Origin of the sequence: Citrobacter sp. Cpo015, assembly GCF_030333035.1 — a bacterium.
GTDB lineage: Bacteria > Pseudomonadota > Gammaproteobacteria > Enterobacterales > Enterobacteriaceae > Citrobacter > Citrobacter portucalensis.
In genome coordinates this window covers 1,012,965-1,025,832 of record NZ_JAOWGS010000019.1, presented here as the reverse complement: position 1 = coordinate 1,025,832, position 12,868 = coordinate 1,012,965, and the positions used below count along the sequence as shown (strand labels likewise).

The following is a 12,868-nucleotide window of genomic DNA, read 5'->3' as shown; positions in this document are numbered from 1 at the left end:
GTATACGCCGTCATCAGAAAAGAGAAAACATCAGCGCAACGGGAAAACTCATCGGCCAGGTCGCTCCGACTAATACCGCGCTAAGAAAGCGGATCCGCTTTTTATCGCGGGAAAGAAACCAGGTGATGATTGCCGTGATGACGGCCATCACCGCATAAAAAACCAACATTTTTTGGTATAGGGACATTTAAGGCATCCTGGCCAGAAGGGAAAATCGCGCGCAATATGCTCTTTTTCATGACTCACATCAAGTTTTATTAATTAATTTAAGAAAAACGGCTGTAAAACAACCCATTTTCATTATGTTCAGAATTCGTACTATTGCGGATAGTTATAAGCCGTACTATACCCATAAGGGTTAAAACGAAAGGTGGCAAAAATGAATGTTTCCAGTAAAACTGTGGTGCTGATAAATATATTTGCTGCTGTAGGACTTTTCAGTCTGATATCCGCAAGGTTCGGCTGGTTTGCTTGATGTAACGCTTCTTGATTAATTGCAGCGTCCGCTGGCAGAGAGGATCTTCTCTCTGCCATCAGTAAACAATCTTCCCACTCTGCTATCACTGGGTAAATTATCCTTAATATGTAATACCCCTAATCCTTCTGCGGCATTATATTGCCCGAATAACGGCCAGGTGTTGTGCCGGTATGTTGATGGAAGAAAGCAATAAAAGCACTGTCGCTGACAAACTCCAGATATTGCGCGATCTGGCTGATATGGCATCCATCAGCCAACATTTCCATGGCTTTTAACAACCTAAATTGCTGCCGCCAGTCCTGATAATTCATCCCGGTATCCCTGATAAATATTCGGCTGATCGTCCTCTCGCATGCCCCAACCTGTCGGGACAATTGATTCAGTCGTGGTGGCAATTCACCCATGCGTAATCCCTTGAGCCACACGTTGAGCCGTGGATCTGAGGGGTACTGCAATGTCCAGTTTTCAGTGCGGGCGGCACGCATTTCCTCACAAAAAACGGTAATGAGGCTGGACTGCTGTGCGGCAGGCATTTCCCATGGCCAGAAGGCCATACGTTCTATCACTTCAAAAAACAGCGGATTAACTTCGACTATCTGCAGCGGTAACTCAGATAACGGCAATGCGGTAGAAAAGTACAAAGAGCGATAAGCCATCACACCACGCATTATGGCACGATGTACCGTGCCTGCCGGGATCCAAACCGCACGACGTGGCGGTAGCAGACACAGGGCCTGCTCCAGCTCAATCGTAATACTTCCCGCTGCCGAAAAAAGTAGCTGATGACGAAGATGACTGTGCCGCCCGGAATCATGTACCCCCATATCGGCAGCAATACCGATTACCGGTTTATCAAAGCTATCCGCATCAAAAGCATCATCAGGGGCAATTTTCATTATCTGTCTGATATTTGATATTTAAAGTCCTGATAATGGTAATACGACATATCCCTTTCAGCAATAATGCCCGCCTGTTTTCTGTCTCTCTGGATATTGCTATGAACACACTTCGTCGCCCATCGCTGTGGCTTCTTACGCTACTGATTATGTTTCCACAACTGGTGGAAACCATTTACAGCCCGGCATTGCCGGGTATCGCTACCTCTTTTCACGTAAGCAGTGAGCGCGCGGCTCAAACACTCTCCGTTTATTTTGTTGCCTTTGCCGTCGGCGTAGCGATGTGGGGTTGGCTAAGTGACTGCATCGGACGACGTTGGGCGATGCTGGCAGGGCTTATCTGCTATGGAACAGGTTGCGCATTGGCCGTTGTTGCCACCGACTTCAGCGTTTTGCTGCTGGCACGGATGATCTCCGCCGTCGGTGCGGCTGCGGGGTCGGTCGTGGTACAGACCATGCTAAGGGACAGTTATGAATCAACTGCGCTATCCCGCGTCTTTTCCGTGATGGGGGCCGCACTGGCATTGAGTCCGGTTTTTGGCCTGCTAAGCGGAGGTTGGTTAGTGAGTCTGTACGGCCATACCGGTGTCTTTGTTGCCCTTGTGCTGTTGGCGTTGCTACTGCTAATACTGACAGCGACCATGCTGCCAGAAACCCGGCCCGAACATACGCTCAGCCCGAAGCTTGCCGCGCTATTTTCCCGCATGATGCGGGACAGTGAGTTGCGGAAAAACGCCATGCTGGTTGCCCTGCTGAACACCATGCTGTTTAGCTATTACAGCCTGGCACCGTTTCTTTTTGGGCAATTAGGATGGAGCTCCAGAGCCTTTGGCTGGACGGGGTTGCTACTTGCGTTTGCTTCTCTGTCAGGTAGCCTGCTGAACCGAAGACTGTTAACGACAGGTCTGACGCCGGAACAACTGGTACGTTATGCCTGTGTGCTGGCAGCGTTGTCAGGTCTCGTCGCGTGGTGTTTGCAGCACTCCGCGTGGATCCTGATTCCGGTGTTCGGCGTGGTGATTGCCTATGGTATCGCCATTCCCAATGTGCTGAGTCAGGCGCTGCGTCACTACCGTGAACAGGCCGGTGCCGCAGGTGCTTTGTTCGGATTAAGCTATTACCTGTTACTTGGGATGATGCTGGGTTTAGCAGGCATGGTGCAGCAACTGGGGCTGGTTCTGAGCGTCTGTGCCCTACTCGCCTGGCTTTGCAGCCTGGGCCGCAGATAAACCCGATGGCGATCCTGAAAGCACAAAGCCCCGGCTATATGCTGGGGCTTTGTTGTATCAATTAGCCTGACCTCGCGGATATTTCCAACTTACCGCCGTCCGATGGCGACGAGGCCAGTGGCGCGAATAGTATAGACACACGTATGCCAATATTTAGCTATCCGTGCCCCATTCGCCGATCGCGCTTAAGATATTACTCATGCTTGATCATAACATGGCGAATAACCGTGTAATCCTCTAGCCCATAAACCGACATATCCTTTCCATAGCCAGACTGTTTTTGCCCACCGTGCGGCATCTCGCTAACCAGCGTGAAATGGGTATTGACCCAGGTACAACCATATTGCAGGCGAGCGCTAAAGCGATGCGCTCGCCCAACATCCCGGGTCCAGACGGAGGATGCCAGGCCGTATTTCGAATCGTTGGCCCATGCCAGCACCTGATCTTCATCATCAAATACGGTCACGCTGACCACCGGACCGAAAACTTCCCGCTGTACGATGGCATCGTCCTGCTTCGCCCCAGCAAGCAGCGTCGGGGCAAAATAGTAGCCTGAACCATCCACTTTTTTACCGCCGGTGATGACCTTAATATGGCCCAACGCTTTAGCCTCATCGACCGCTTTAGTCACGCGATCGAGATGTGCCTGCGAGCTCACTGGTCCCAGCTCGGTCGATTCATCATTCGGCGGACCGATTTTCAGGCTGGCAACGGCGGCGCCAAGTTTTTCGACCAGTGCATCATAAATGCCTTTCTGGGCATAGATTCGGCAAGCAGCGGTACAGTCCTGCCCGGCATTGTAATAACCAAAGGTCCGCACGCCGCTCACCACTGCATCCAGATCGGCATCATCAAAAATGATCACCGGAGCTTTTCCGCCCAGTTCCATATGCGTACGCTTAATTGACGGCGCGGTGTGCTGAATAATGTGTTCGCCGGTTGCAATGGAGCCGGTCAGCGAAACCATACGCACTTTTTCATGACCGGTCAGCGGATCGCCCACCGTTTTACCGCGACCAAACAGCACGTTAATCACGCCAGCCGGATAAATGTCTTTGGCGAATTCGGCTAATTTAAGCGCTGTCAGCGGAGTAATTTCTGACGGTTTAATCACCACGCAGTTCCCCGCCGCCAACGCTGGAGCCAGCTTCCACGCCGCCATCATCAGCGGATAGTTCCACGGCGCAATAGAAGCAACCACGCCCAGCGGATCACGGCGAATCATCGAGGTATGCCCTTCCAGATACTCACCGGCCGCCTGTCCTTGCAGGGTACGCGCCGCACCGGCGAAGAAGCGGAAAACATCGGCAATAGCGGGAATTTCATCGTTGAGAACACAGTGCAGCGGTTTACCGCAGTTAAGTGATTCCAGCTCAGCGAAGGTTTGCGCGTTATCAGCAATAGCATCCGCTAGTTTCAGCAGCAGTTCAGAGCGGACTTTCGGCGTGGTTTGCCCCCAGGTGGCAAACGCGGCGTCTGCCGCACGTACAGCGGCATCAACCTGCATGGCTGACGCCTCAGCAATCTCCAGAATGAGTTCACCAGTGGCAGGGTTATAGACTGGCTGCTTTTCACCTTCACCGTTGACCAGCTCGCCATTAATCAGTAATTGATGTTGCATAGCAATTTCCCATATCGTCGTTTATTTACCGTTTCCGGCGAGAGTGTCGCCTTCACGCGTTAGCCACCAGGCCCCTAAAATTGGCAGTGTTGTCACCAGCATTACCAGCAATGCCACAACGTTGGTGACCGGCACATCCCGTGGACGGCCCAATTGATTGAGCAGCCACAGAGGAAGTGTTCTTTCATGTCCGGCGGTGAACGTTGTCACGATGATTTCATCAAACGACAAGGCAAACGCCAGCATCCCCCCCGCCAGAAGTGCCGATGCCAGATTTGGCAGCACGACATAACGAAAGGTTTGCCAGCCATTGGCGCCAAGATCCATAGACGCTTCGACCAGACTCCATGAGGTACGGCGAAAACGCGCCACAACGTTGTTAAACACCACCACCACGCAAAACGTCGCATGGCCCACTACGATCGTGAGAAAACCTGGTTCCAGGTTGATGGTTTTAAACGCCGTCAACAGCGCAAGGCCGGTAATAATGCCCGGCAGCGCGATCGGCAACAGTAGCAACAGCGATATTGCACTTTTGCCAAAAAAGTCCCTACGCCACAGCGCGGCCGCGGCCAGCGTCCCCAGAACAAGGGCAATAGCTGTCGACAACGCAGCGATCTTAAGTGACAACGTCACAGACTCCAGGATATCGCTACGCTGCGCAGCAACGCTAAACCACTTCAGCGTTAATCCCTGGGGTGGAAAACTAAAAGCAGCCTCCTCAGTATTAAAAGCATAGGTGGCGATGATGAGGATGGGAAAGTGCAGGAAAATAACCCCGCCCCATGCCGCCAGTTTGAGTAGCCAGGGTGCGCGTTCAGAGTGCATCGAAAGCTCCCAGACGCTTCACGAACGCCAGATACAGTGCGATTAACACAATCGGCACCAGAGTAAATGCCGCCGCCATCGGCATATTGCCGATCGCCCCTTGTTGTGAATACACCATGTTGCCGATGAAATAGCCCGGCGGTCCTACCAGTTGCGGCACAATAAAGTCACCCAACGTCAGAGAGAAGGTAAAGATTGAACCCGCTGCAATGCCCGGTATCGCCAATGGAAGCACCACATAGCGGAAGGTTTGACGCGGACGCGCGCCCAAATCAGCAGAAGCCTGTAACAGCGACGGCGGAAGTCTCTCCAGCGCGGCCTGTACCGGCAGGATCATAAACGGCAGCCAGATATAGACGAACACCAGGAAACGCCCTAACCCTGAAGTCGACAGCGTATTGCCGCCTACCGCAGGCAATGTCAGGAACGAAAGCAGCAACGGCTCCAGCCCAAGGTGGGTTAAAAACCACTGCGCCACGCCGTCTTTAGCCAACAGCAGCGTCCACGCATAGGCTTTAACGATGTAGCTGGCCCACATTGGCAACATTACGGCAATGTAAAAAAAAGCCTTCATTTTGCCGCTGGTATAGCGAGCCATATACCACGCCATCGGAAACGCCAGAATCGCGCTGGCGATGGTGACTGCTACCGCCATCGTCAGAGTGCGCAAAATGATGTCGTAGTTAGCGGGATTAAACAGCGCCTGCAAATTCGCCAGCGTCAGGTCTGGTGTGACCGACATGGTGAAATCGTCGAAGGTATAAAAACCTTGCCACAACAGCGTCAGTAATGAGCCAAAGTAGACGATGCCAAACCACATCAGCGGTCCGAGGAGCAGCAAAAATAACCCCAACCCCGGATTACGCCAGAAGTAACCTGAGATCCGGTTCAGATTGGTCGACTGTGGAGGCGAATGTAAGACGTTCATAGCCATTCACCTCTCCTCAACCAGCGGTACCATCACGTCGCGTGACCAGGATGCCATCACCTGCTGACCTGGCGACAACGTTGACGGTAGCATTTCTCCCGTCAGGTTCGCCTGGCTAACCAGCAATTTTTCCCCTCCGGCGAGTTTTAGCTCAAACCGCGTCGCCGCCCCCTGATACTGCACCGCCTGAATAACCCCCCGGGCCTGAACTTCTCCTCCGGTATCATTCAAGCGAATGTGTTCCGGACGCAGGGAGAACATCCCCTGTAGCCCACAAACGTTCGCCGACATCGTCGCATCGAAGACATTGGACGTCCCGACGAAACTTGCCACAAACGGCGTACGTGGACGCATATACAGTTCACGCGGAGAATCTACCTGTTCAATGCGACCGTTATTAAACACCGCCACACGATCGGACATCGACAGGGCTTCCCCCTGATCGTGGGTAACAAAAATGAACGTGATGCCAAGAGATTGCTGTAATTTTTTCAGTTCCAGCTGCATCTGTTCACGCAATTTAAGATCCAATGCCCCGAGCGGCTCATCCAACAGCAGGACGCGCGGCTCATTGACCAGCGCCCGGGCAATCGCCACGCGCTGACGTTGCCCACCGGAAAGCTGCGACGGTTTACGCTCATGCACAAAACCGAGTGCGACCTTATCCAGCGCTTCACGTGCTTTCGCGTGGCGCTGTTTTTTATCGATGCCTTTGACCATCAGCCCGTAGGCGACGTTGTCGAGAATCGACATGTGCGGGAACAACGCGTAATCCTGAAATACCGTATTGACGTCCCGTTCCCAGGGCGGCAATTCGCTGGCCTGCTTACCAAAAATGGTAATTGCGCCGCCTGACAGCTGCTCAAACCCGGCAATCAGGCGCAGACAAGTGGTCTTGCCGGAGCCGGATGGCCCCAGCATAGAGAAAAACTCACCGTCGTTAATCGCAATACTTACCCCATCAACTGCACGAACATCCCCATACAAACGCGAGACGTTATGAAACTCCACTGCGTACGTCATAAAACCCCCAGTGGAATTAACGACCGCCCATAATGGCGATGTAATCCTGCGTCCAGCGACTGTAAGGAACGAATTTTCCACCTTCGGCAATCGGCGTTTTCCAGAAGGCAATTTTGTCAAAGTAGCTATAGCCGTTGGTTTCACAACCCTTTTCACCCAACAGAGGGCTGGCTTTACAACCTTCAGGCACCACTGGCAGAGAACCAAACCAGGCCGCTACGTCGCCCTGTACTTTCGGGGTTAATGACCAGTTCATCCATTTGTAAGCACAAACCGGGTGTTTCGCTTCACTGTGCAGCATGGTGGTATCAGCCCATCCTGTAACCCCTTCTTTTGGGAAGACCGTGGCAATTGGCTGACCTTCGCCTTTCAAGGCGTTAGCCTGATAAGGCCAGGCGCTTGACGCTACCACGCCTTCGTTTTTGAAATCGCTCATTTGCACGGTGGTATCGTGCCAATAGCGATGGATCAGCGCGTGCTGATCGCTCAGGACTTTGATCACCGCCTGATACTGTTTTTCAGTGAGCTGATAGGGATCGGTAATACCCAACTGCGGCTGAGTGGCTTTAACGAATAACGCGGCATCGGCAATATAGATCGGGCCATCGTAGGACTGAACGCGCCCTTTATTGCTTTTCCCATCCTCAAGTTTTTGCTCAACAAACACCACGCTCCAGCTATCCGGCGGCGTTGGGAAAATTTTGGTGTTATACATCAGCAGGTTTGGTCCCCACTGGTACGGTGTGCCGTAAACTTTTCCGCCAACGTTAAACCATTCGCCTTTTACCACGCGTGGATCGATGGTTTTCCAGTTAGGGATCAGCGCGGTATTAATTGGCTGAACGCGTTTTCCCATAATCAGGCGCAGTGAGGCATCACCAGAAGCGGTAACCAGGTCGTAGCCGCCTTTTGCCATCAGGCTGACCATTTCATCAGATGTGGCTGCCGTTTTTACATTAACCGCGCAGCCGGTATCTTTCTCAAACTGTGAGACCCAGTCATATTGCTTATCGGTTTGCCCACGTTCGATATAACCCGGCCAGGCAATAATATCCAGGCGGCCTTCCGGTTTATCTAATGATGTGGGGGGTTCGGCTGCCTGCGCAGTCATCAGCGTCATACTGAGTGCGCACAGGCTACTGAGGGCAAACTGCTTGCTCATAACGTCTTACTCCTGTCTAAAAAATATTGAGCGGCAGCCTTGCCGTAAATATATGTCCTTTTCTAAAAATAGTCGGGGTGTTGTAAGCGTTCCTGCTGGCGCAAGGAAATTTAATCAGGTTGTGAGCTAACGCTCATTACGCTACAGACTCTGACCTGGGGGTAATCTTCTGGAGTATAGACAAGGAGTTAGACGCAGAGGTGGCAATAGTAATAACTATTGATATTTTGTATGGACGCACCCGATATAAATAATACCGTGGTTCAGCATTCACTATTTCGAAAATAAGAACACGCTATTCATTTATATTGAATAGCGCGTTATGGTTTATTTCATCATTTCACGAATTAATTTACCAAGCTGTTTTACGGCCTGCTCTTCGCGATCTCCCCAGTGCCATGCCGTATTAAAACGAAAAAAACGTGTCCAGCTTCCCGAGGTCGAGAACATTTTCCCCGGCGCAATACTGATGTGGTGTGCCAGCGCATGGCTACTGAGCACACCGGCATCAAGCGGTTCCGGCAGCTCCAGCCACAGAAAATAACCGCTGTCGTTGTGGTGAATTTTGACTTCCGCCGGAAGATGACGCAGCAGCGTTTGCCAGGCCTGTTGTTTACGTTCCGCCAGTTGCCGACGCAAGCGCCGCAGATGCGCGTCATAGCGCCGGGTTGAAAGATAATCAACAAGGGCAAGCTGCATAGGCGAACTGGTAGATAAGGTGCTCATTAGCTGGAGTCGCTGAATACGCCGGGCATGTTTCCCTGCTGCTACCCAGCCAATACGAAATCCTGGTACCAGACACTTCGAGAAGGACGAACAATGCAGAACGCTGTCGGCGCGATCCCAGGCTTTGGCGGGCAACGGTTTTTCGCGGCCAAAGTACAGCTCGCTGTAAACATCATCTTCAATCAGTATTACGTGGTATTTTTCCAGCAAGGCAACCAGACGCGCCTTTTTCTCTGCGCTGAGCGTAAAACCCAGTGGATTTTGGCTGTTTGTCATTAGCCAGCAAGCTTTTACCGGGTACTCCTGCAACGCCTGCTCCAGCGCGGTGAGATCGATCCCCTCTTTTACGTCGGTGGCAATCGAAAGCGCCTTCAGACGTAATCGCTCCAGGGCCTGCAACGCCCCGTAAAAACAGGGGTTTTCGACAATTACCCAATCACCCGGTTCGGTGACTGCTTGCAGGCTCAGGTTGAGGGCTTCCATCGCGCCGGTGGTGATGACGATTTCATCAGGTGAAATGGTCATCCCCTGTTGAGCATAGCGACGGGCAATGGCATGACGCAGCTCAGCATTCCCCGGCGGCAGGTTTTCAATCACGCTCATGGCGGTGGCAGTTTTACTCACCTGCGCCAACGAGCGATTCAACTGCTGAAGTGGAAACAGCCGCGGGTCGGGGAATGCGGAGGCAAAGGGCATCACTGACGCATCCCGGCTGGCCTGCAACATATCAAAAATGTAGGTATTGATATCCACCGCTTCATCGCGCATAACCTGCACCTGCGGCGCAGCAAATTCACGTTCGGGGCGCGCGGCGACATAATAGCCAGACTGCGGTCGGGCAATAATCCGCCCCTGGCTTTCCAGCAACTGGTATGCGTGTCCGACGGTCATAAAACTCATTCCGCTGCTGACCACCTGCTCACGCAAGGATGGCAAGCGATCGCCTGGCTGCCATACGCCAGACGCAATTTGATCGCGAATTTGCTCTGCCAGTCGCTGGTACTTTTTCATTTTTCGTCCTGATTACCGGTGTCGGTGACAACCACTGTGTATATCAGTTTACATAATCAGGGTATTTTATTTAACTGTTATAGTTAACAGTTTTACAACATCGGTAATGACAGTTCTTTGCCTACGGCGCGTATTTCAAGAAGAGAACGCTATTCAATAACAGGAATCAAGCTTCCAGATTTCATATCAGCGAGTGCAACTTATAACAGAGCTGCAACTGTTATGGTTAAAAAGAACTGTTCTGTTTCTGCCTTCCATTGCTCCTCAGACTTAGAATTGCGCTAAATCAATTTTGCCTGCGGAGTTAAGCATGTTCGGTCTTGACGCGTTTCACCTGGCAAGGATCCAGTTCGCGTTTACGGTATCCTTTCACATCATCTTTCCGGCTATTACTATCGGGCTCGCCAGTTATCTGGCTGTGCTGGAAGGGCTATGGCTAAAAACGAAAAATCCCACCTGGCGATCGCTTTACCATTTCTGGTCGAAAATATTCGCCGTAAATTTTGGTATGGGTGTAGTTTCCGGGCTGGTGATGGCTTATCAGTTCGGCACCAACTGGAGTGGTTTTTCCGAGTTCGCCGGGAGTATCACTGGGCCGTTGCTGACCTATGAAGTATTAACCGCCTTCTTCCTCGAAGCTGGTTTCCTTGGGGTGATGTTGTTTGGCTGGAATCGGGTTGGTCCAGGACTTCATTTCTTTGCCACCTGCATGGTCGCACTGGGTACCATTATTTCAACCTTCTGGATCCTCGCCTCCAACAGCTGGATGCAGACACCGCAAGGCTATGAAATAGTTAACGGCCAGGTCGTTCCCGTCGACTGGTTCGCCGTTATTTTCAATCCCTCATTCCCCTATCGTCTGCTGCATATGTCGGTTGCCGCCTTCCTGAGCAGCGCGTTGTTTGTTGCTGCCTCGGGGGCATGGCATTTGCTGCGCGGGAATAACACACCAGCAATTCGAGCGATGTTTTCGATGGCGCTGTGGATGACATTAATCGTCGCTCCACTGCAGGCCTTGATTGGCGATATGCACGGTTTGAATACGCTGAAGCATCAGCCGGCAAAAATTGCTGCGATTGAAGGACACTGGGAAAATCGCCCCGGTGAACCGACTCCGCTGCTGCTGTTCGGCTGGCCGGATATGGAGCAGGAACGCACCCGCTATGGGCTGGAAATCCCGGCGCTGGGCAGTCTGATCCTGACCCATAGTCTGGACAAACAGGTCCCGGCTCTAAAAGAGTTTCCTAAAGAAGACAGGCCCAACTCCACCATGGTGTTCTGGTCGTTTCGCATAATGGCCGGGCTAGGCATGCTGATGATCCTGTTGGGCGCGTTTGCCCTGTGGCTGCGCTATAAGCAGCGTTTATACACCTCGCGCCCTTTTCTGCGCTTTGCCTTATGGATGGGTCCTTCCGGTCTGATTGCCATCCTTGCCGGTTGGGTGACCACTGAAGTTGGCCGTCAGCCGTGGGTGGTTTACGGTCTGCAACGTACGGCGGATGCGGTTTCTGCACATGGCGATTTGCATATGAGCATCAGCCTGCTGTCCTTCTTTGTGGTGTACAGCTCAGTGTTTGGCGTGGGTTACAGCTACATGATCCGCCTGATCCGTAAAGGGCCACAGGAAGATGACCCGACCATTCCGCCGACAGGCACGCCTGCCCGGCCGCTTTCAGCCGCCGTCCTCGATTCTCAACCGGAGGCACATCGCTAATGGGTATCGATTTATCAGTTATCTGGTTTGTAATTATCGTCTTCGCCACGCTGATGTATATTGTGATGGACGGTTTTGATCTCGGGATTGGCATTTTATTCCCAGCGATTCAGGACGCTGACGACCGCGATGTTATGGTCAACAGCGTAGCCCCGGTATGGGACGGCAATGAAACCTGGCTGGTATTGGGCGGAGCCGGATTATTCGGCGCTTTCCCCCTGGCCTATGCGGTGATCGTCGATGCGCTGACCATCCCGCTGACGCTGATGCTGATCGGTCTGATTTTTCGCGGCGTCGCGTTCGAGTTTCGCTTCAAAGCCACACCGGCTCACCGACCATTCTGGGATAAAGCCTTTCTCGGCGGTTCAATCCTCGCGACATTCACGCAAGGTGTCGTGGTGGGTGCCGTACTCAACGGGTTTTCCGTTACCGGACGCAGCTACAGCGGCGGTCCTTTCGACTGGTTGACCCCGTTCACGTTGTTCTGCGGCGTTGGTCTGGTCGTGGCTTACGCCCTGCTGGGGGCGACATGGCTGGTGATGAAAAGCGAAAATCCGTTGCAGGATAAAATGCGCAGTGTGGCCAAAAAACTGCTGCTGGCAATGTTGGTTGTGATTGCCATTATCAGCCTGTGGACACCACTGGCACATAGCGCGATTGCCGAGCGTTGGTTTAGCCTGCCCAACCTTTGGTTCCTGATGCCGGTTCCGCTGCTGGTTGCGCTTATCAGTCTCTGGCTGTGGCGTTCGCTGGGGCAACATAACTGCCATACGCTGCCTTTTGTATTAACGCTGGGGCTGATTTTTCTCGGGTTTAGCGGGCTGGGGATCAGTATCTGGCCACATATCATTCCACCGTCTATTACGCTCTGGCAGGCGGCGGCTCCGGCACAAAGTCAGGGCTTTATGTTGGTTGGCGCACTGCTGATTATCCCGATAATCCTGGTGTACACCTTCTGGAGCTACTACGTTTTCCGCGGCAAAGTTCAACATGGTGAGGGGTATCATTGATGCAACAAACAATCTGGAAACGCCTGATGTGGCTGGTGATCCTCTGGGGCGGCAGCGTGCTGGCCCTGGCCGCCGTTGGTATGTTCTTTCGTCTCCTGATGACAGCCGCCGGATTTAAGTCCTGATACTCTCCTTGCAAACAACCGGGCAGCACTGTATTGCCCGGTTGTTACAAATCCCAACATCGACTAAACAAAAATGTAAAAAACATCGAAATGGCAAAACAGAGATTGTCATTAACC

The 12,868-nt window shown here is 52.5% G+C and carries 13 protein-coding genes; 5 read left to right on the top strand and 8 right to left on the bottom strand.

Annotation, left to right across the window (positions count from 1 at the left end):
- Window positions 1-13: 13 nt before the first annotated feature.
- Window positions 14-187: a GhoT/OrtT family toxin gene (locus OGY67_RS05025; RefSeq protein ID WP_003020198.1), complete on the bottom strand. Its 174-nt coding sequence runs from the start codon at window positions 185-187 to the stop codon at window positions 14-16.
- A gap of 192 nt (window positions 188-379) precedes the next feature.
- Between OGY67_RS05025 and yncL the strand changes: the two genes are divergently transcribed.
- Window positions 380-475, top strand: a complete 96-nt coding sequence (gene yncL / locus OGY67_RS05020; RefSeq protein WP_071524268.1) for a stress response membrane protein YncL — start codon at window positions 380-382, stop codon at window positions 473-475.
- Between the two features lie 119 nt (window positions 476-594).
- Here the strand turns inward: yncL and OGY67_RS05015 are convergent, their stop codons facing one another.
- Window positions 595-1,374 (bottom strand): AraC family transcriptional regulator, encoded by a 780-nt coding sequence (locus OGY67_RS05015; protein ID WP_286573619.1) that lies wholly within the window; start codon window positions 1,372-1,374, stop codon window positions 595-597.
- A gap of 101 nt (window positions 1,375-1,475) precedes the next feature.
- Here OGY67_RS05015 and OGY67_RS05010 point away from each other — a divergent pair, with 101 nt between their 5' ends.
- A complete protein-coding gene (locus OGY67_RS05010) occupies window positions 1,476-2,603 on the top strand; it encodes a multidrug effflux MFS transporter (RefSeq protein WP_286573617.1) in 1,128 nt (375 codons plus the stop codon).
- 193 nt (window positions 2,604-2,796) lie between these two features.
- On the opposite strand, the gene patD is transcribed toward OGY67_RS05010, so the two are convergent.
- From patD to OGY67_RS04980, 6 genes are all read right to left on the bottom strand, one after another.
- On the bottom strand, window positions 2,797-4,224 hold the full coding sequence (gene patD / locus OGY67_RS05005; RefSeq protein WP_079934066.1) for an aminobutyraldehyde dehydrogenase: 1,428 nt from the start codon (window positions 4,222-4,224) through the stop codon (window positions 2,797-2,799).
- 21 nt (window positions 4,225-4,245) lie between these two features.
- The gene (locus tag OGY67_RS05000; RefSeq protein WP_003020204.1) at window positions 4,246-5,052 is read right to left on the bottom strand and encodes an ABC transporter permease; all 807 of its coding nucleotides are present in this window, start codon (window positions 5,050-5,052) and stop codon (window positions 4,246-4,248) included.
- Window positions 5,042-5,986 (bottom strand): ABC transporter permease, encoded by a 945-nt coding sequence (locus tag OGY67_RS04995; RefSeq protein ID WP_003833133.1) that lies wholly within the window; start codon window positions 5,984-5,986, stop codon window positions 5,042-5,044. Before OGY67_RS04995 ends, OGY67_RS05000 begins: the two co-directional genes overlap by 11 nt.
- Window positions 5,987-7,003: an ABC transporter ATP-binding protein gene (locus OGY67_RS04990; RefSeq protein ID WP_048235324.1), complete on the bottom strand. Its 1,017-nt coding sequence runs from the start codon at window positions 7,001-7,003 to the stop codon at window positions 5,987-5,989. It lies immediately after the preceding gene.
- Window positions 7,004-7,019: 16 nt separating this feature from the next.
- Window positions 7,020-8,165 carry a putative ABC transporter substrate-binding protein YdcS gene (ydcS, locus tag OGY67_RS04985; protein ID WP_286573613.1) on the bottom strand — a complete coding sequence of 382 codons (1,146 nt, stop codon included), beginning with the start codon at window positions 8,163-8,165 and terminating at the stop codon, window positions 7,020-7,022.
- A gap of 327 nt (window positions 8,166-8,492) precedes the next feature.
- On the bottom strand, window positions 8,493-9,902 hold the full coding sequence (locus tag OGY67_RS04980) for an aminotransferase-like domain-containing protein (RefSeq protein ID WP_286573610.1): 1,410 nt from the start codon (window positions 9,900-9,902) through the stop codon (window positions 8,493-8,495).
- A 310-nt stretch (window positions 9,903-10,212) separates the two neighbouring features.
- On the opposite strand from OGY67_RS04980, the gene OGY67_RS04975 reads away from it, so the two are divergent.
- From OGY67_RS04975 to OGY67_RS04965, 3 genes are read left to right on the top strand one after another with little or no spacing between them, the layout of a single operon-like run.
- Window positions 10,213-11,616, top strand: a complete 1,404-nt coding sequence (locus OGY67_RS04975; protein ID WP_060682173.1) for a cytochrome ubiquinol oxidase subunit I — start codon at window positions 10,213-10,215, stop codon at window positions 11,614-11,616.
- Window positions 11,616-12,626 carry a cytochrome d ubiquinol oxidase subunit II gene (cydB, locus tag OGY67_RS04970; protein ID WP_111465540.1) on the top strand — a complete coding sequence of 337 codons (1,011 nt, stop codon included), beginning with the start codon at window positions 11,616-11,618 and terminating at the stop codon, window positions 12,624-12,626. Before OGY67_RS04975 ends, cydB begins: the two co-directional genes overlap by 1 nt.
- Entirely contained in the window at window positions 12,626-12,751 is a 126-nt protein-coding gene (locus OGY67_RS04965) for a DUF2474 domain-containing protein (protein WP_003020230.1), read from the top strand. The genes cydB and OGY67_RS04965 overlap by 1 nt, the downstream gene beginning before the upstream one ends.
- The last annotated feature ends 117 nt before the right edge of the window (window positions 12,752-12,868 follow it).